The 20,140-nt window shown below is 45.1% G+C and carries 14 protein-coding genes and 1 pseudogene; 4 read left to right on the top strand and 11 right to left on the bottom strand.

The features are described from left to right. Nucleotides 1-159: 159 nt before the first annotated feature. Entirely contained in the window at nucleotides 160-1,182 is a 1,023-nt protein-coding gene (locus F7Y48_RS18080; RefSeq protein ID WP_256951432.1) for a porin, read from the top strand. Nucleotides 1,183-1,395: 213 nt separating this feature from the next. Here F7Y48_RS18080 and F7Y48_RS18075 read toward each other — a convergent pair whose 3' ends face one another. The 4 genes from F7Y48_RS18075 to speA all read right to left on the bottom strand — a co-directional run bounded on the left by F7Y48_RS18075 (nucleotide 1,396) and on the right by speA (nucleotide 8,322). Beyond that, the gene (locus F7Y48_RS18075; protein ID WP_316685192.1) at nucleotides 1,396-3,561 is read right to left on the bottom strand and encodes a S9 family peptidase; all 2,166 of its coding nucleotides are present in this window, start codon (nucleotides 3,559-3,561) and stop codon (nucleotides 1,396-1,398) included. A 311-nt stretch (nucleotides 3,562-3,872) separates the two neighbouring features. After that, nucleotides 3,873-5,078 (bottom strand): multidrug efflux MFS transporter EmrD, encoded by a 1,206-nt coding sequence (gene emrD / locus F7Y48_RS18070; protein ID WP_256951434.1) that lies wholly within the window; start codon nucleotides 5,076-5,078, stop codon nucleotides 3,873-3,875. 411 nt (nucleotides 5,079-5,489) lie between these two features. After that, a complete protein-coding gene (gene speB / locus F7Y48_RS18065) occupies nucleotides 5,490-6,410 on the bottom strand; it encodes an agmatinase (RefSeq protein WP_005393578.1) in 921 nt (306 codons plus the stop codon). Nucleotide 6,411: 1 nt separating this feature from the next. Continuing rightward, the gene (gene speA, locus F7Y48_RS18060; RefSeq protein WP_168187783.1) at nucleotides 6,412-8,322 is read right to left on the bottom strand and encodes an arginine decarboxylase; all 1,911 of its coding nucleotides are present in this window, start codon (nucleotides 8,320-8,322) and stop codon (nucleotides 6,412-6,414) included. Nucleotides 8,323-8,645: 323 nt separating this feature from the next. Here speA and F7Y48_RS18055 point away from each other — a divergent pair, with 323 nt between their 5' ends. Beyond that, nucleotides 8,646-9,371, top strand: coding sequence for an MBL fold metallo-hydrolase (locus F7Y48_RS18055; RefSeq protein WP_316685209.1), 726 nt, complete (start codon nucleotides 8,646-8,648; stop codon nucleotides 9,369-9,371). A gap of 66 nt (nucleotides 9,372-9,437) precedes the next feature. Here F7Y48_RS18055 and F7Y48_RS18050 read toward each other — a convergent pair whose 3' ends face one another. From F7Y48_RS18050 to F7Y48_RS18035, 4 genes are all read right to left on the bottom strand, one after another. After that, a complete protein-coding gene (locus tag F7Y48_RS18050; RefSeq protein WP_005393584.1) occupies nucleotides 9,438-9,866 on the bottom strand; it encodes an ATP-dependent zinc protease in 429 nt (142 codons plus the stop codon). A 62-nt stretch (nucleotides 9,867-9,928) separates the two neighbouring features. After that, on the bottom strand, nucleotides 9,929-10,834 hold the full coding sequence (rimK, locus tag F7Y48_RS18045) for a 30S ribosomal protein S6--L-glutamate ligase (protein ID WP_005393586.1): 906 nt from the start codon (nucleotides 10,832-10,834) through the stop codon (nucleotides 9,929-9,931). A gap of 301 nt (nucleotides 10,835-11,135) precedes the next feature. Then, on the bottom strand, nucleotides 11,136-12,044 hold the full coding sequence (locus F7Y48_RS18040; RefSeq protein ID WP_065645588.1) for a LysR family transcriptional regulator: 909 nt from the start codon (nucleotides 12,042-12,044) through the stop codon (nucleotides 11,136-11,138). 529 nt (nucleotides 12,045-12,573) lie between these two features. Next, a complete protein-coding gene (locus F7Y48_RS18035) occupies nucleotides 12,574-12,819 on the bottom strand; it encodes a hypothetical protein (protein ID WP_316685190.1) in 246 nt (81 codons plus the stop codon). Between the two features lie 167 nt (nucleotides 12,820-12,986). Between F7Y48_RS18035 and F7Y48_RS18030 the strand changes: the two genes are divergently transcribed. Then, nucleotides 12,987-13,853: a helix-turn-helix transcriptional regulator gene (locus F7Y48_RS18030; protein WP_316685189.1), complete on the top strand. Its 867-nt coding sequence runs from the start codon at nucleotides 12,987-12,989 to the stop codon at nucleotides 13,851-13,853. A gap of 631 nt (nucleotides 13,854-14,484) precedes the next feature. Here F7Y48_RS18030 and F7Y48_RS18025 read toward each other — a convergent pair. Further along, a complete protein-coding gene (locus F7Y48_RS18025; protein ID WP_074189730.1) occupies nucleotides 14,485-14,823 on the bottom strand; it encodes a YggL family protein in 339 nt (112 codons plus the stop codon). 266 nt (nucleotides 14,824-15,089) lie between these two features. Here F7Y48_RS18025 and F7Y48_RS18020 point away from each other — a divergent pair, with 266 nt between their 5' ends. Beyond that, nucleotides 15,090-17,126, top strand: coding sequence for a PhoX family protein (locus F7Y48_RS18020; protein ID WP_258642634.1), 2,037 nt, complete (start codon nucleotides 15,090-15,092; stop codon nucleotides 17,124-17,126). A gap of 99 nt (nucleotides 17,127-17,225) precedes the next feature. On the opposite strand, the gene F7Y48_RS18015 is transcribed toward F7Y48_RS18020, so the two are convergent. Then, complete coding sequence (locus F7Y48_RS18015) at nucleotides 17,226-18,617, bottom strand: glycoside hydrolase family 1 protein (RefSeq protein WP_199804174.1); 1,392 nt, start codon at nucleotides 18,615-18,617, stop codon at nucleotides 17,226-17,228. 191 nt (nucleotides 18,618-18,808) lie between these two features. Further along, a pseudogene (locus F7Y48_RS18010) lies at nucleotides 18,809-19,936 on the bottom strand (conjugal transfer protein TraF). Nucleotides 19,937-20,140 lie beyond the last annotated feature (204 nt).

Raw genomic sequence — 20,140 nt, 5'->3', positions numbered from 1 at the left:
GACTTAGTTCAAAACGTGAGCATTAATACCACTGGTTGCATAAGAAAGTGTTTGTTTCATTTCTATTTCATTACTACTTTGTTATGTGTTCGTTGCGATTGATTCGGATTTAATCTGTTTCTAAGCGAACCGGTACAAACAACTATACGGATGTTAACAATGAAAATGAAAACTCTAGCCGTTGCAGTGGCGGCACTAGCATGTGGTTCACAGGCCTTCGCAGCAGAAGTTTACAACAGCGATGGTACATCTTTATCGATCGGCGGTCACGTTTCAGTTGGCGTGGGTGAGTATTTCGAAGAAGAAGTAAAAGTTCACCAAGTATCTCCACGTATCAATGTTGCGGGCAAGAAAGACATTGGCAATGGTATCACTATCGACGCTAAAGGCGAATGGGCACTTAACTACCTTGACGGTGGTGATCAGTCATTTTCTACGCGTCTAGGTTACATCGGTGCAACTCATGAGCAGTACGGTCGCCTTGTTGCGGGTACTCAATGGTCACCGTACTACGATGTAGCTGGCGTTGCGGATCTACCAATCGCGTTTGCGAACGATTTCTTGTACAGCAACCACGGTAGCCTAGGTTCAGCTCGTGCTGATAAAATGCTTAGCTACCGTAAAGGTTTTGAATTTGGTGAAGGTTTTGCTTTCAACCTTGGTCTAGGTTGGCAGGGTAAGCAAACTAGCGAATACAAAGTAACAGACCAACTTAAGCCTAAAACAGTATTTGAAGATCGTGGTCAAATCGCACTAAGCGGTTCTGTTGCGGGCTTCGGTCTTGGCTACGTATACAGCGGCGGTGATGTTGAGAACTCTTCTATAGGTACTAAGACAGCTGAATCACACTTATTCTCTGTAAACTACGGTCAATACGGTTCAGGCCTTTACGCAGCGGTAGTATACGGTATGAACGAGTACTTCTACCAAATGCGTAAAGATACTTCTCAACTTGAAGCTCTTTTGGCATACGGTGTAAACGATTGGACATTCAGCGTTAACTACGAAGGCGTAGAAGACGAAGAAGACAACAAGACAGTTTCAAGCGAAACTGCGCTACAAGCAGAGTACGCAGTAACTCCTGCTTTCGTAACGTTTGCTGCTTACCAGTTTGACCTAGGTAACGATTACACTAGCGAAGAGAACGACTACTGGACTCTAGGTGCTCGTTACTACTTCTAATAAATAGGCCAGTTTCTACTGCCTAAACACATTTATTGTGTTAACGCCTACTCGTTGTGAGTAGGCGTTTTTCTTTCTGCTATCCGTTGGCTATAAGAGACACTGGTAATGATGTGCTTAGGTACCCCAACTCTCTGTTTAGAGAGCACGTCTATAAAAAATGCCCGCAACTGCGGGCATTTTGTTGTTAGAGATACAGTTCAATTGAAACGATTATTTTTTATCGAGTAAATCGAGAAAGAACGCATACTCTAGCGCATCTTCTTTTAAGCGTTTAAATCGACCAGATGCGCCGCCGTGTCCGGCTTCCATATCGGTTTTGAACAACAAGACGTTATCGTCTGTCTTCATTTCACGAAGTTTGGCGACCCACTTCATTGGTTCAAAGTACTGTACTTGAGAGTCGTGCAAGCCAGTCGTTACCAACATGTTTGGGTAGTTTTGTTCCTTAACGTTGTCGTAAGGCGAGTAACTCAACATATAGTCATAGTATGTTTTGTTATTTGGGTTACCCCATTCATCATACTCATTGGTGGTTAGTGGAATCGATTCATCGAGCATGGTGGTTACCACGTCCACAAACGGAACGTGTGAACCGATACCGCGATACAGTTCTGGTGCTTGGTTGATGACAGCCCCCATTAAGAGACCACCTGCAGAGCCACCAACGGCGAAGACTTTGTCTTTCGCGCCGTAGCCTTGCTCAACCAAACCTTTAGTCACATCGATAAAGTCGTTGAAGGTATTCTGTTTGGTGAGTTTTTTACCATCCTCATACCAAGGACGGCCAAGCATTTCAGAACCGCGAATGTGAGCGATGGCGTAAACAAAGCCGCGGTCTAATAGACTCAAACGTGTCGAGCGGAAAGTTGGCTCAATGGTTGCACCATAAGATCCATAACCATATTGGTAGAGTGGATTCGTACCATCCTTCTTAAATAAGTCTTTACGATACACCAAAGAAACGGGTACTTCTTTACCGTCACGGGCTGTGATCATAATGCGTTCTGATTGGTAATTGTCAGGATTAAAATCACCAAGTACAGGTGTTTGCTTCATGATTTCTGACTCGCCCGTTTTTAGATCGAAATCGTAGTAGGTTCCTGGAGTGGTTAAACTGCTGTAATAAATACGAACTTTCTCGTTATCCAGCTCTAGGTTACCTGTCAAATAGGCAGCAAACGCATCGTCATTAAATGTGAGGGGGAATTCTTTTCCTGTTGAGAGCTGACGTACAGTGACGCTTGCTAGGCCGTTAGAGCGCTGCTCATAGACGAGGTGATCATCGAATAGCTCGAAGTCTACAAGTTGAGTGTTGTCATCTGCGGCAATCACGTCTTGCCACTTAGAGCGATCGTGCATCTCTTCTTGCTTAACTTTCATCAAACGGAAGTTCACGGCTTGATAGTTGGTATAAATGTAATACCAATCGCCTAGCTTAGAAATGCTGTATTCAATGCCATTTTCACGAGGATAAAAAGGCTTCGCCTTTGCTTTAGGGTTGTTCGCATCGATGATGGAGACGCCGCTGGTTTCTGTACTGGAATGCCAGATATAAATATCTTCGCCATCTTTGCTTTTGCTTAGTGAGGTGTAATAGGCGCTGTCGGTTTCTTCAAAAATCAACTCATCACTGCTTTGTGGCGTGCCTAAAACATGACGATACACTTGGTAGCCCAGCAAGGTCTGTGGATCTTTTTTGATGTAGTAAAAGGCGTTGTTATCGTTCTGCCATGCAATCGCGCTTGAGGCGCCTTCGATTTCATCTTGTAGGTAATTGCCTGTTTTCAGGTCTTTGATCTTAAGAGTGTAAACGCGGCGGCTTAATGTATCTTCGCCATACGCTAGTAAGTTTTCATTCGGACTAACGTACAAGCCGCCAATACTGAAGAACTCATGTGCTTTTGCAAGTTCATTGACATCTAAAATGACTTGCTTGTCTTTGCCTCCAAAGTCTTTAGCTCGAAGGTGAACTTCGTATTCGTTATCTCCGGTCACTTCACTTGAGTAGAAGTAGTTGCCTTTACGCACAGGAACGGAGTTGTCGTCTTTTGCTATACGACCTTTAATTTCTTCAAATAGCTCATTTTGAAGAGCTTCAGTGTGCTTGAGAACGGTTTCCGCATACTGATTTTCTTGCTCTAGGTGCTGCAAAATTTCCGGATCTTTACGCTCGTCGTCACGCATCCAGTAGTAGTTATCAACGCGAGTATCACCATGAGTAGTCATCGCGTGAGGGACTTTCTTCGCAACCGGAGCTTGAGTTTGTTGAGCAACGATCTGTGATTGGGAGTATTGAGTCATGCTGGGGGTTCCTTGATTGCTGCATCCGGCGACAAGCGCGACCGAGACGGCCAACGTAGTTAAAGTGAAACGCATCTGTTTTTATCCTTATTGTACACCCAAGTGGCCTCATCCTGAGGGCTGGGCTTTCATTTCGTTAGTGGTTTTCAGTTGTCCATTCTTTGTTATGGGGTGTGCCGAAAAAGTGAGAATTCTCAATATTTCCGAGTTGGCTACTCAATTTGAAGGGAACTGAAAACACATTGTGTAAGCAGCTGTTATTTTTAACAAATATCAATTCGAAAGTTAAATCATTCTCATCGGTAAATCGATATAGTGTGATATGAAAAAAGGGACACACTTGTTGAGTGTGTCCCTTTTGGATTTTGAACGTTAGTCGATAATGATCAGATGACTTGCGGCACTTCGTTTGAGTGGTTGTGCGCTCGATTTACCCACATGAGCCCAAGCATTGCAATTACCGACATTGCCATCATCAAAACACCAAGCGGCATTTGGTTATGCGCTGGGAATAGCGATGCAAGCAAGGTTGCAATACCGGCGCCCAAGTTCTGCATGCCACCCAGAGTCGCACCAGCTGTCCCCGCGTGGTAAGGGAATGGCGCAATTGCTCCGGTTGTTGCGGCTGGGAATAGGATACCCGCACCCAAAAAGTACACGGTTGCGCCACCAACCAGCGTTAACGCCGTGGTTAAACCAAACAAGCCAGGGATGAGCACAATAGCAGAGCCAACAAAAATCGATACCAAGCCCACATTTAAAGCACGACGCTCAGAGCGACGCTGCGCGATGTAGCTAGATAAGCCGGCACCCACCAAGTAACCCGGGATCGGTAAGATAAACAGCAAACTTACCGTTGTTGCTGGTAATGCCAATACACCACCTAGCAATACCCCAGCTGCTGCCTCGAACACACCTACGCCAGCAAACGTCGCAACTAGGCAGATCAAAAAGCCTTGGAAGCGGCGGTCAGACAAAACGTGTTTGTAGCTTTTGGCTACTGGTTCGAACTTGCGTTTATCTTTTGGTAGCGTCTCCATCATGCTGGTCATCATGGTAATCACCACTGCAATGCCAAACAGCGCTAAGAATAGGTAGCTAGAGCGCCAGCCAAACGCTTCGGTTAAGTATCCGCCAAGCACGGGAGCCAACAATGGTGAGAAAATCACACACATGCTGATTAAGCTATTTGCTCTGTGTAGCTCAGAACCTTCAAAGCAGTCGCGAGTCAGAGTGCGTGACATCGCACCACCGCAGCCAATACCTAAACCTTGGATGAAACTACCAATCAAGAACCATTCAAATTGGTGTGCAAAGAGCGCCACCAATGTACCTACGATGTAGATAAGTAGGCCTGCTATGATGATTGGCTTGCGACCTAAGCGGTCCGATAACGTACCGTACACGAATTGCGATAAGCCATATGGAATTAGGTAACAAGCCATCACAGCTTGAAGTGATGACGCAGACACCAAAAACTCACCCGCCATATGACCGATTGAAGGCACGTACATTGTTTGGGTCATTTGACCCACGGCAGTCAATATTGCGATTAAAAAGGTAAGTTTCGCTAATGGAAACGAAGCAGACATTTGCGTATCTCTCCAAAAAATTTAAGACGTAAAAACCCTTAGCGCTCTAATGCAGAGTGCCAACAAACTTTTGGTGTTACGGGGCTATTTGCGCGAGATATTAGTCTTTGCGTGTACAATTAGCAATCGAAAAGTGTGAAGTTGAGCAAGATAAAAATCTATAATATGCATTAGAAAAACTAATCTTAATTTGCGTTCGGAAATAGGCTGCTTTTCTTTGTTGAATTACGTTAAATCTCTTATTTGTTGTGAATGTAAACCCACTTATAGGTCATTGGTTTTTATGGTTAAAACCGAGGGGAGAAGAATTGTTTTGGTTAGCCAGAGCAAGACATGGTTCGAACGAAGAAAAGACTGGAGAAGGCACCATGAACAAAAAGGGAGCCGAAGCTCCCTTAGAAATGATTATGTTTATTCGCGGCCAGATGCGTATGCGTAAAGCATTTCTAGCGCGATGGTTGCTCCCGCTAATGCGGTAACATCACTGTGGTCGTACGGAGGCGATACTTCTACAACATCCATACCCACAATATTCATACCGGCTAAGCCACGAATGATCTTCAGTGCTTTGTCTGAGTTCAAGCCACCACAAACGGGTGTACCTGTTCCTGGTGCGAAGGCTGGATCCAAGCAGTCGATGTCAAAAGTAACATACACTGGCTTGTCTGCGACGGTGCGACGAATCTCTTCTAAGATCTCGTTCACCGACATGTCATTCGCTTGCATCGCATTAATCACATTGAAGCCGTGATCTTGCTGTTTGTATTCAGTACGAATACCGATTTGTACTGAGTTCTTCGCAGAGATCAAACCTTCTTTCGGCGCATGGTAGAACATTGTACCGTGGTCGTATGAACTGCCATTTGCGTAGGTATCCGTATGAGCATCAAAGTGAATCAGAGCCATTTGACCATGATGCTTCGCGTAGGCACGCAGGATAGGCAGTGTGATGAAGTGGTCACCGCCCAATCCCAACATGGTTTTACCGCTTTTTAGAATTTCACTGGTTGCTGCCTCTAGACGGTAAGTGAAATCTTCCGCATCACCACAGTCAAACACGAGATCGCCCGCGTCGATCACTTTCAGCTTATCCAATACGTTGAAGTCCCAAGGGAACTTCTTACCTTCCCATGCCAAGTTGACTGAGGCACGGCGAATCGCATCTGGCCCCATGCGTGCGCCTGGACGACCAGATGTAGCCATGTCCAGAGGAACCCCTAGCACCACAACGTCTGCGTCTGCCGATACCGGATTACGAATGTACGGTAGACGTAAAAACGACATAGAGTTGGAGTAAAGCGAATAATCGGTTTTAGTAAACAAATCATTCATATCAGAAGTCCTCTAAATAGGTGTATCCCGCTAGACCTTGTTCTAGTTCTGCTAGGATTTGTGCTTGTTCATTGGCTTCAACTCGTTGGGAAACCAATTGTTTGTAATTGTCACGAATCGCATCCACGTCGATATGAACGTAGCGCATCATGTCTTCTACACTATCACCTTCATTGATGTAACTGATCTCAAATTGACCGTGTTCATCAACATTGACTACTGCACTGTGGGTGTCACCAAATAGGTTGTGCATGTCACCAAGGATTTCTTGGTATGCGCCTACTAGGAAAAAGCCCATTAGGTATGGTTTGTCTTTGCTCCAAGCTGGTACAGGTAGCGTGCTCTCGATGCCTTGACCATCAACGTAGTGATCGATCGCGCCATCAGAGTCACAGGTGATGTCCAACATTACCGCACGACGCTCTTCCGCATCGCCAAGGCCAGAAAGTGGTAGAACAGGGAACACCTGATCAATACCCCAAGCATCTGGTAGAGATTGGAAGAGAGAGAAGTTCACGAAGAACTTATCTGCAAGACGTTCGCTCAACTCGTCCAGAATCGGACGGTGGAAGCGATTTTTAGTGCTCATCTTGCGGCTTAGTTCGAAGTAAATGCGCAGTGACAGTTGTTCTGCCCACGCACGTTGCTCCAAGTTAAGCACGCCAGTTGCGAATTGAGAGTGTACCTCTGCCAAATCACTTTGGGTATCGTTGTAGATCTCAATTAACGCACGAGCGTCTGTACCATCTTGTAAGTTTTCCCAGTTTCGCCACATGTTTTGTAGTAAAAGTGGAGCATCTGCGCCAAGTTCATGCACTTCTTCCGGTTGGTATGTTTCTGTACCAATTACGTTAGAAATCAACACAGCGTGGTGCGCTGTCAGTGAACGACCGGATTCAGATATGATCACTGGCATCGGTTGTTCGTATTGCTGACACACGTCGCCCACTGTGTTGACGATATTACGTGCGTACTCTGCAAGGCCGTAGTTCATCGAGTTCGATGATTGGCTGCGTGTGCCGTCGTAGTCGACTGCCAAACCGCCGCCCACATCGAAGTATTCGATGTTTGCACCCAGTGCGCGCAGTTCGCAGTAGAAACGTGCAGACTCATTCACACCATTACGTACATCACGGATGTTTGCCATCTGTGAGCCAAGGTGGAAGTGAACCAGTTGCATCGCATCTAGGCTGCCTTCGCGTTTCAGACGTTCAATAACGCTAAGCACTTGCGATGCAGACAAACCAAATTTCGATTTTTCACCGCCACTTGCTTGCCATTTCCCCGCACCTTGAGAGGCGAGGCGAATGCGCAAACCAAGGCGCGGTTTTACGCCCAAGCTTTTCGCTTCTTCTAGCACCAGATCCAGCTCAGAAAGCTTCTCTAGTACGATGAATACTTTGTGACCCAGCTTTTCACCGATCAGTGCAAGACGCACATACTCACGGTCTTTGTAGCCGTTACACACGATCACGGAGCTGCCTTGTTGAGCCAATGCAAGTACTGCCAACAATTCTGGCTTGCTACCCGCTTCAAGACCAAGCTGTTTGGTTTCTAGTTGAGCTTGGCTCGCTAGAATTTCATCCACCACTTCACGTTGTTGGTTGACTTTAATTGGGTACACCAACAGGTATTTGTTTGGATATTGGTATTCTTCAATTGCTTGGTTGAAAGCGTGGCAAATTCCATGCACACGTTGGTGCACGATTTGCGGGAAGCGCACTAATACAGGCAGATTTAACTGCTGCGCTTCTAGCTCATTTACAATGGCACTGAAAGGGATTTGATGTGCACGATCACTACGAGGTGATACGTAAACCTCGCCTTGGTCATCAATACCGTAGAAACCTTGGCTCCAGTAGTGAACGTTGTAGTCCGCGCGGATGCGGTCTAATTTAGTTGCTTTTTCCAACTCGATTCTCACAAAAATGTACTTAAGTCCTTAATTAATTAGAAGGAAAAGTACAAAAAAGCAAATCATGAGGTATTAACCTCATACCCTGACACGAACTCCGTGTGCGCGCATTAACGGATAAAAGTGCCGCTGAGTCTAATGATTAAAATCTATCATCTCGATTATGATTTCTTGTCGTGCGCTGATGTGAACATTTGTTTACCAGTGCGTCCATTCAGCTGTTATAGTTGGTCTGACCAGCATGGAAGCGGTCATGAAAAATCTCACTCAAATAAGGACATATTTTGCAGCTGCACAGAATTCAGGGATACATTCAGACCATGTATCTCGCCGAATATCCCGATAAATTAATGTTGCTTGATGGTGCAAGTCGAGCAGATACTCCTCACCTTAAAGATTTTATTGAACATCAACTCCATCGTCCTTTTTCTGACCTAAAGTTGGTCGTTGTAACTCACATGCATCCAGACCACGCTGGCGGCGCACACAAACTGCGTGATTTAACGGGATGTAAGCTATTGGCCGCAAAGCGAGAGAGCCAATGGTATAGCGGTGTAGATGGTTGGCTAATGCATTTGACCGATTTGATGTTAGCGCGCTGGATGGCGAACCGGATGCGTAAACCAAAGCAAAACCTGTGGTATTCGCGCAAGTTAAAGCCCGATATCGAACTCATCGATGGTGAGTGTATTCCGGGGTTTGATGATTGGCAGGTGCTAGAAACGCAGGGACATACCGATAGAGATTTGTCGGTTTATCATTCTGAACAAGATGTATTGTATGTGGCGGATTTGATGGTGCAGGTTAAGAAACACCTGATTGCGCCGTTTCCCATATTTCATCCAAACCAATATCGCCAATCATTAAAGCGTGTGTTTGAGATGAATCCGCAATGTTTGCTTTTGGCGCATGGGGGAGAGGTGACTTTTGATGAGAAAGCGTATCAGCACATTCTGCATACTGCGCCGACTAAGCCGATGACCCATTGGCGCGTCACAAAGGTTAAAGCGAAGGGATTGTTGTTTGCGCTATTTCGTAGGAAGTAGGCGAAGATAAAGCCAGACGAGTGATGCTCAACAAAGATGCTCGATCACTCATCTGAAGCTACGGGGTTAAGATGCCAATAAGTGAGATTGGCTAGGGTCGACCAGCACTTTGTCTGCCATACCCTGACGGCCTAACAACATCATGTAAGTCATTTTTTCACGGTTGGTCAACGTAATGTCGATTGGCCATTGTTTGTCACCCATGCGCAGCATGGTGGTGATAACGCAGCGATGCTCAAAGGTACCGTTTGAAGATTTAACTTTACGGTTTGCCTTTAGCTTCGCTGTGCAGCGAACCACTTGTTCTAAATGATAAACATCCGGGTGTAGATCGAATGCAACGTAAGACTGACCATCTTTTTCAAAGCAATCAATGTTATCTACATGCAATGAAGAGGTTTGTGCGCCCGTATCAATGCGCGCTTCAAGGTGAGTAATCCCTAACTCAGGTAAGCAAATAGCTTCGGCGTTCCCAATGATCATTTTCTGATTCATAGTGTCATCCTAGCGATGAGTAATACGAGAGCCTACTGAGCAGGCTCTCACTCAAACAATTATCAACCTTTACCACGAGTACGGTTTGCGTGTGGTTTTGCGTTTTTCTCGATAAAGTCGAAAATCATACCAGCAACGTCTTTTTCTGTAGCGAGCTCGATACCTTCAAGACCTGGTGAAGAATTCACTTCCATTACCACTGGGCCGTTTTTAGATTGAAGGATATCGACACCGCATAGGTTTAACCCCATGACTTTTGCCGCGTTAATCGCAGTAGCGCGTTCTTCTTTGCTTAGTCGCACTAACTGTGCAGAGCCGCCGCGATGTAAGTTAGAGCGGAACTCACCTTCTTTCGCTTGGCGCTTCATCGCTGCAATCACTTTATTACCGACAACAAAGCAACGTATGTCAGCGCCTTTAGCTTCTTCGATGAACTCTTGCACCATGATGTTTGCTTTCAACCCCATGAATGCTTCGATCACGCTTTCTGCTGCTTTGTTGGTTTCAGCAAGCACAACACCGATGCCTTGAGTTCCTTCTAGTAATTTAATCACTAGAGGTGCGCCACCAACATTTTTGATCACGTCCTGAATGTTATCAGGGTGGTGAGCAAAGCCAGTGCGCGGCAAGCCGATGCCTTTACGCGATAACAGTTGCAACGAGCGTAATTTGTCACGAGAGCGGCTGATCGCGACCGATTCGTTGACACAAAATGTGCCCATCATTTCAAACTGACGTACAACCGCGGTACCGTAGAATGTGATGGATGCACCGATGCGAGGAATCACAGCGTCGTATTGTGGCAATTCTTCACCCTTATAGCGGATCTTAGGGTTGTTGCTCGTAATGTCCATATAACAGTGCAGAGTATCGATGACGTCTACTTGATGTCCACGCTCTTCACCTGCCTGTTTTAGGCGCATGGTTGAATATAAATTCTCATTACGAGAGAGAATAGCAATACGCATGGCAATTCCTTAGTAAGTCAGTACCAAATTAAAAATATAAGTATAGAGTATAGAATGCAGCAGGTATGTGATATTTAGGTGATATTACCTACTGACTTCAACGATTTAGATGTGTGGTTGGACAACCACTTCGTTAGAGGTGCGCACCTTAGGTTTTTTTCTCGCGAGAAGAAAACGAAAAAAACTCGTCGTTACGACAAAAATAATTTGTTGAATCATCGGGCATTCTCAGCGTCGTAAGCCGGAAGTTGTCTGTGGACTTTTTTAAGCAAACGGATTATGACGAGTTTAAAACGTTAGGCTATTCTGTAGTTTGTTTTGAGTTTGTGATGACGTCCAATAACACATCTTTAATTGTTTGATAGCGCAGTGGCAGAACACGGCTGCGTTTGCGAACTAAAAATAACTCTTCACACACGGTGTTTTTCAGTTGTGCGATGTGCAAGGTATCTTTTTGTGGGAAATTGTCGACAGCACTTTGAGGCAGTACGGTGAAGCCGAGTCCTTTACTCACAGGTAGTAAAATTTGGCTTAATTGATTCACGTAGCCGGATAATGGTAAATCGCTCATCTTAATTTCTTGGAGCTCTTGTTCCGCGCATTGGTCAAAAAACAGCGTCATGTAGTGCTTGGCATCAGGATGGGCAATGACACCACAGTCGTGCAAGAGTTGTGGTGTTATCTGCTTTTCGCGGTATTGATTAGGTAGGACTAAGCACAACTGCTCCTTACCAATTCTTTCACTGTGAAATAAACCTTTGTGAGGAACATCAGTTACGATACCAATATCAATGCTCCCTTCCGTTATTGCATTGAGAATCGAGTGATTGGGTGCGGCTTCTAAATGCAGCGATAAGCCTGGGTGCTGTTTTTGCTTTTCTAAAAGAGGGCCATACAGCATCAATGCCATTGCGCCAGAACAGGCCAGTTTACAGTGACCTGAAAATGCATCATCAAAACTGAGTTCTTCGAGCAACGCTTTCTCTCTTTCTTCTAACTCCAGCGCGTAGGCGTAAACAATCCGACCTTGCTCTGTTAATTCGAAGCTTTTGTTTTCACGTTTGATCAGCGCATGCTGACAACTTTGCTCTAACTTTTTGATGTGTTGGCTGACACCAGGTTGGGTCATAAAAAGTTTTTCTGCCGTTTGTGTGAAATGACCGACTTCAATCAATGTCTTAAATGTATGTAACCAAACAGGATTAAGCATAATGTGAGATTTGCTGTGAGCTTGCTGAAAGACGTAGAGAAAATGATAGCACGGCACGAAATAAATCGACGCAAGAGAATCGGGTGCCTCGCGAATAATAAATAGCAGACAAAATAAAACCCCGCCTGGTTTCCCAGACGGGGCTTATTCTTTTTCGCAGCAATCCGGCTACTATAGGTGCTCCCTGCATCTATCCTTGATTGTGGTTAAGTCCTTTAACCGAGTTCCTTGTTCATCGCCTTCCTAGCGGTGTCCATTCTTGCCTATCATCCTGACGGGCGAACTCTATCCTAGAGCTTAACTACATCCTTGCTGATAACTCATCCTAAGCTACCAAATCTTCATCCTGAAGATACCTAGTCCATTAGGTTTTTTTCCTGTTCCCGCCAACATCCTGTCGACACAATCAGTATTGATGTTTTGCTGATTACTCTCAATTAGCTAGGTAAAAAAACTTTGGCAGCGAATATTGTTTGAAATGATATAACTGATAATTTTCAATGGCTTATGTTAATTTTTCGATTTTGTCTTAGTCAATGATGGTCGTTTTGCTTACATTGCTTGTAAGAGATCTCGCACAAGGTGTCGAGCAAATGTCCGAATTGGCGTCGTTTACATCCTGTTTAAGAATTTGCTCAAGATCACAACTCGATTTGTAGCCATAAAATTTGGTGATAGTGTCAGGTGGAATTTCCATTTCTTTGATGGCGAATGTTGCCCATTCATCACGTGTTTTGTGCAGGGCTTGGCGTAGCTTGACAGTGAAGTGACTCATGAAAGCCTCCTTAGTTATCTTGTCTTTCAAGGCAACAATAAGGAGCGTGACGACACAAAGTTGATAGTATGCCGCTTAATATCAATACTATTTCGGCGTGATGAAGATTAAGCTGGCAATACTGATATTATTTGAGCGTGAAACAATACTATTTTGTGGAGTAGCCAATGGCACACATTGAAAAAGTACCACAAAGACCAGGTTTTTCTTGGCGCTATCGTCGCATTGATGAGCCAGAAAAAGAGTACGATCTCCATTTTCACGATGATGTGTTTGAATTAGTCATCCATCGCCACTTCACTGGCAGTTTGCATATTGGTCATCACGAATTAGAAGTGACTCACAACCAAATGCTATTGATCGCGCCAGGTGTGCCTCACTCTATTCATTCCACATTGGTCGAGAGCAAGTGCGAGACTCATGTGATCTGGTTTAAGCGTGAGTGGATTGCCAATTTGATGTTCTATTGCGCAGAGCTTAGAAAGCTTGATCCGCTTTTAAAGGCGGCCAACAAAGGTGTGGTGTTTTCTGAGCGGACAGCTCAGCACGTTGTGGATCTTCTGCATGAGCTCATAACGTTTCCTGCAATGGAGCAACTCTCGAGATTTCTCCATGTTTTGTCTTTGATTGCTCACGATGAAGGGGCGAAAACACTGATGACTCACTCTTACTTATCGATGAGTGAACACGAATTACAGGAAAGAGAACGAGTGGCAAGTGTCAACGCGTATCTCGAACAGCACTTTGCTAGCAAAGTGACGCTCGCGAACTTGGCGAACCATTTATCACTGAGTGACAGTGCGGTCACAAGATTGTTTCAAAAGCACTTTAAAGAGCCGTTTAGCCAACGCCTAATGAAATTGCGGATCAATCATGCCGCAGATTTGCTGCAATCAACGCCTTTGCCGATTGGAATTGTGTTTGAGAGAGTAGGGTATCGAAACCAAGCCCTGTTTAATCGTCACTTCAAAACGTATAAAGGGCTTACGCCACGCGAGTACCGTCAGCAATATCAGCAGCGAATCCAGCCTTAATTGGGTCGTACACAACTGCGATCACGAACGCGAAAAGAGTTACTCGGCTGAAAGTGATGGGCAATTGATATCTTACTTGCAAAATTTTTCAGGAATCATTATTAAGATTCAGTGACAGATAATCTAGGGAACTTGATTGCCATTTTTCTGTCATATCTGGTGAGTAAGTTAACCGTGTCAGAGAGATAATACGCCGTTTACTAGTCAAAGGTGACTGCAAGAAATCGGTAATTATCATTATGTTGTGAAATTGGTCACGGTTAAATAATTGGTTCCCTTATAGATTGAAGGGGATTCGACCTTAGACAATAAGCTCCATAAGGAGCGTTACTTATATAAGATGAGGGATTTTACTATGAAAAAGACTAGAAGAGCTCAGCTACATCGTGTGCGCATTCAATACTGGAAAGACACGAAAGACGCACCAGCTAAAAAATCATAGTTAATGATACCTAAAGGCATGAGCTGGCAGTGGAACGCCGTTTCCCGCTGATTGCCAGCTCAAAAACGCCACAATCACATTCACTCCGCACAACCTCCCAGCACTCTACTTTTACTATCACACACTTCCAAAAGTAAAAAAGCCAGTCCGGAGACCAGCTTTTTATTATTGTCAGTATGACTCTGTTACTTACAGGTAGTTTGCGTCAACCAAGTCGCCAGCTTTTGCGCTTTTCACTTCTGGACGTGCTTCTAACCATGCAATAACTTGTGTTTTTTGCTCTTCAGTAGCACTGCCGTAACGGTCAGTAGAGCATAGGAAGCCTTCAAACAGTTCTAGACCACCGCCGCCGAAGCAAAGGCCAAGCCCATCAATGTAGTCGATAAAGTCATCAACGAATGCATCGTAACGGTCGAAGTCGTTGATGTCTGTTTCACAGCTGATCTCGAAACCTAGGATTGCGAACTCACCTAAGAACAGCTTTTTACGGATACGACGGCTCTTGTTATCGATCTTGTCTAATTTCATGATTATCTCTCGTAGATGATTTGAATTCGTACACCTTATACCTTCTATCACACTTTAGCCCAAGTAAAATCAGAATGAAGCGATACAGTTGGTGATTATGTGACCAAAACTTAATTGCTCAATTGGTAACGCTGCTGAGTTTGCTGCACTGCTGAAACACAAGTTTCATATGTTTTAAGCACTTTTGTCATTTTTCTTCTCCAAACTTCTTGCCGTTCAACTAATCACTTATTTATTAATTAAACTATAAGATCGGGAAAGTAAAAATGAGCAAGGAAACCTTTGACGCGACGCGTTATAACCAAAGTGAAAACAAACCATTTGAAGAAGTATTAGAAGCGAGCCTATCTCGACGCAGCATTCTAAAAGGTGGTTTAGGTATCAGTGCGATGACAGCGTTTGGTGCTTTCGGATTGGCTGGTTGTAATTCGTCTGACTCAGGAAGTACAGTAAGCAGTGGCTCGGGCGTATCTAAAGCCGTTCTTAACTTTGAATCTATCCCTGGCTCACTCACTGACGCCGTTTCAATTCCACAAGGCTACACCGCACAAGTACTGGTACCTTGGGGTACACCGCTGAATGCTCAAGGCAGCGCGTGGAAAAATGATGGCAGCAATACCAGCTCAGACCAACTTAACGCGTTGGGCATGCACCATGATGGCATGCACTTTTTCCCATTAAATGACAGTACGACCGACGGTCTGCTTTGCATCAACCACGAGTACATTGATACATCAGCACTGCATCCAAACGGTCCGACGGTTGAAAATGGCGTACGTACCATTGTAGATGAAGTGCGTAAAGAGATTAATGCGCACGGTGTGTCAGTGGTTCGAATTCAACTGGAAGACAACATGTGGAAGTTGGTTGATACCGATCCACTAAACCGCCGTTACACTGGTGCGACAGCAATGGACTTATCTGGCCCAGTCGCGCACACGTCACTAACCGTCACTCGTTTCTCGCCAGATGGCAGCCAAGCACGTGGTACGTTAAACAACTGTGGCAACGGCTACACGCCATGGGGCACTTACTTAACTTGTGAAGAGAACTGGCCTGGTTACTTTGTTAACGCCGGGACTCGTACAGAAGAACAAGATCGCATTGGTGTTGATGACCAAAGCACACGCTACTTGTGGGAAACACTTGCAGGAAATGCAGAAGAGCGTCTTGATGAGTTCTCTCGCTTTAATGTGGCTCCAACAGGAGCAAGTGCAATGGATGATTACCGTAATGAAGCCAATGGTCACGGTTACATCGTCGAAATTGACCCTTACACGCAAAACTCGCGTGCGAAGAAGCGTACTGCACTAGGTCGTTTCCGTCACGAAGGCTGTACTTTTGGTAAGCTTGAAGAAGGCAAACCAGTGGTATTCTACTCTGGTCACGACTCTCGCTTTGAGTACCTATACAAATTTGAATCTGCGGCAGCGTGGGATCCAGCAGATGCAAACTCGGAAAACCGCCTAGCGACAGGCGATAAGTATATGGACGAAGGCACATTGTATGTTGCGCGTTTCAATGAAGACAGTACAGGTACTTGGTTGCCGTTGACGCTTGATAGCGTAACAAAATCTGGTGGTACGCTAGCGGAGCACTTTAACTCATTGGCTGAAATTATCATTAATACGGCAGGCGCGGCTGATCTCGTTGGGGCAACTCCAATGGATCGCCCAGAGTGGTGTACGGTTGATCCATTCACAGGCTCGGTTTACTTAACATTGACGAACAATACGCGCCGTACAGATGAAACCAATCCTGCGAACCCACGTCTGAATAATAAGTTTGGTCACGTTATTCGTTGGGATGAAGGGGCTTCAGCTACAGACTTTACTTGGGATATTTTTGTCTTTGGTTCGCCAGCAAATGGTGATGCAGATACCAACCGTTCTGGCCTGAATGAGCTAAACCAGTTTGCTAGCCCTGACGGATTAGCGTTTGATGGCCGTGGTATTTTGTGGATTCAGACCGATAACGGCGCAGATGAAGTTACGTCTTACACTAATGATCAAATGTTGGCCGTTGTGCCATCTAAGCTAACAGATGAGAATGGTGACCAAGCAGTGATTGGTGCGGATAACCAAGCAGAGCTTAAACGTTTCTTTGTCGGACCAAATGGTTGTGAAGTGACAGGCTTTACTATCAGCCCTGATTACAAATCATTGTTTGTGAATATTCAGCACCCAGGTAACTGGCCATACAGTGAAGATGCCGCCGAAGAAACGCCTGCTGGTGTTTCTGTGCGCCCAAGAGCGGCGACGGTTGTCATTCGACGTGAAGACGGTGGAGAGATTGCAGTTTAATCTCTAAATGCATTAAAACCTTAAAATTCAAGCCCTGCAAATGCAGGGCTTGATGGTTTAGGCGAATGCCTAGTCGCACTTTATATCCAGACAACAGGCTTAGCTTTTCAATGAACCGCCTGAAGTACGAATCACGTCTTGATACCAGTAGAAGCTCTTCTTGCGTTTACGTTCTAGCGTTCCTTGCCCATCATCATGACGATCGACATAAATATAACCGTAACGCTTGCTCATTTCGGCTGTTGAGTTAGCCACCAAGTCGATAGGCCCCCAGCTGGTGAAGCCCATCAACTCAACGCCATCAAGAATCGCTTCGTGTGCTTGAACCAAATGATCATTAAGGTATGAAATTCGATAATCGTCTTGGATTTCCCCGTTTTCATCGAATTCATCGCGAGCGCCTAAGCCATTCTCGACGATAAATAGCGGCTTTTGGTAACGATCGTGAAGGAAGTTAAGCAAAACGCGCAGGCCTTTTGGATCGATCAACCAGCCCCATTGGCTCTTTTCAAGGTATGGGTTTGGTACGCTATCGACGATGTTACCCACTTCTTTCTGTTTCGGATCGGCACTCGCACAGCCACTTGCGTAGTAGCTGAAGGAAATAAAATCGACACTTGCTGAGGCAATTTCTTCTAAGTCGCCAGCTTCCATTTGTATTTCAATGCCGTTTTCACGGAAGTAACGTTTCATGTAGCCTGGGTACTGACCACGAGTCTGCACATCACCGAAGAACAACCACTTATTGTTTTCATGCATAGCAGCAAGCACATCATCAGGGTTGCAGGTGTATGGGTAGTTGATTGCGCCAAGCAGCATGTTACCAATCTTGCCGTTTGGTACGATTTGCTGACACAGTTTTACCGCTTTCGCGTTTGCGACTAGCTGGTGGTGAATCGCTTGATAAATGTCTTGTTCACTGGCGTCTTCTTGCAAGCCCACTCCCGTAAATGGCGCATGCAGTGACATGTTGATTTCGTTGAACGTTAACCATAGCTTCACTTTGTCTTTGTAGCGTTCCAGCACGGTGCGAGCGTAACGCTCGAAAAACTCTATCACTCGACGATCGCCCCAACCACCATAATTCTCAACCAAGGCGTAAGGCATCTCGTAATGAGAAAGCGTCACAAATGGTTGAATGTCGTGTTTGGCTAGCTCATCAAAAATTTTGTCGTAAAACGCCAGTCCTTCTTCATTTGGCGCAAGCTCATCGCCATTAGGAAAAATACGGCTCCAAGCGATGGATAAGCGCAGGCAGGTGAATCCCATCTCTTTAAACAGGGCAATATCTTCTGGATAGCGATTGTAGAAATCGATAGCAAGATCTTTGATACCAGGCGTTCGTTCTTCACGCGTTTGATGCGGGCTCAGAATGCCGTTTGGCAACATATCTGATGTTGATAAACCTTTCCCCCCAAGGTTGTATGCCCCCTCTACCTGGTTTGCCGCAATGGCACCACCCCAAAGGAAATTATCTGGAAACTTAATCATGTTTCTCACTCTTTATATTTAGGAAATGTTTGTGGATTTATTGCTTGAGAATAGTGTAGGAGACATCTCGATACTTGTAGCGAGATCGTGTTTTTATCAGTTCATCACCAAACGTCAGTAATGATAAACATTGAGATATAGGATGGTTGTTAACAATGCCAACCTAAGTGAATTTAGGTTGGCATTCGTATTCAAAACGTAAATGCTAAATTCGCCGCCGCGCCAAACTGGTTATCGCCAGCGTAAGACCCTGCTAGGTCTACACTGATCACATCAAAAGGACTGATGCCAATGCCACCTGTCACCGAGTTATCGAGGTTATTTTCTAGGTCAACTTCATAACCAGCGCGGAGTTGAGCCCATCCCCAAGCATTCCCCTCGATACCAACGCGAATAAACTGCGTGTCATCGTCGAGCTCTTTAAAGCGCTTTTGTTTGGTGAGATCGGCGTCTAGGCTCAGAGCTATATAGTCCCCGACATAGCCGATACCAAGGGTCGCTTGTGGCGTGAGTTCGTAGGTATAGTTGCCTAGTTTTGTTTCTATATCTTGTTCGAAGACGTCTTTTAACGAGAGACCAGCTCTAAATGCGTTGTGATACCAAGCGACCCCAAGATCCATATTGAACGTGTTCTTTGATACTTCACTTTTGTCTTAATCCTCGATATCAAAGTCATCTAGTGTTGTACGCTGCGTATAGGTTTTAAGCTGTTGGTATTTGGGCGTAATACCAAATGCGAATTGCTGCCCACCTATCGTGTAAGCGCGAGCCAAGGCAACGCCATATTCCGCACTACCGAAAGCCGCTAGGTCGACGGCAGAATTGAGGTATCGATCTGCGGTGTTTGTTGAATCTGAGATATCGGGTGCCGCAAGTATCTCCACATAACCAGCGCTAAAAAGGTTTACCGACATGTAGCGTGTCGGAATCGCAATCGCGAGGCTCAGACCTCCGTTAATGACGACTGGAGCACTCTTATCTAATTGATCGAGTAGTCGATTAAGTTCGGCTTCGTTCGCAGGTGTGGGAATGCCCTGAATACTATCGTAAAGGTCTTGAACATCATCAACGGCTGATAAAGCTTCATCCTCATCGTGAATATTGACGCCGAGAGCAGGAATGAGTAGGCCGATATCGTCATTTTCTCGATAGAGAGCACCTAGGGCTGGGTTGTGTAGAGGAGCGGTTAAATAGTCAGCGGAAACGACGCCTGTATTTCCCATTCCGTGACTTCGAGCGTCTGCTGCGTAAGGTGCTGCAAAAGCGTGAGGTGATAAAATAAAAAGCGCCCCTGTTGCTGCTAAAGTTAGTTTTCTCATAACGCATCCATTCTTACTTTAAATAATTACTTATCAATAAATTAGATGGTGGGAGCTAAAACTTGGTGTCAACCACCAAAAATTGCGCTGATGAATAGCATGTGGCGATTCATCAAGTTAAGCGTAGGTTAGGCAACTCGCTTTATAAAGTTGATCAGGGTTTATTGCTCTTTAATTGCGTGGAGAAAAGCTGGAGAGGTAGAT

Source organism: Vibrio sp. 2-1-2a (assembly GCF_032648565.1).
Taxonomy (GTDB): domain Bacteria; phylum Pseudomonadota; class Gammaproteobacteria; order Enterobacterales; family Vibrionaceae; genus Vibrio; species Vibrio diabolicus.
This window is presented reverse-complemented; position numbering and strand designations above follow the sequence as displayed.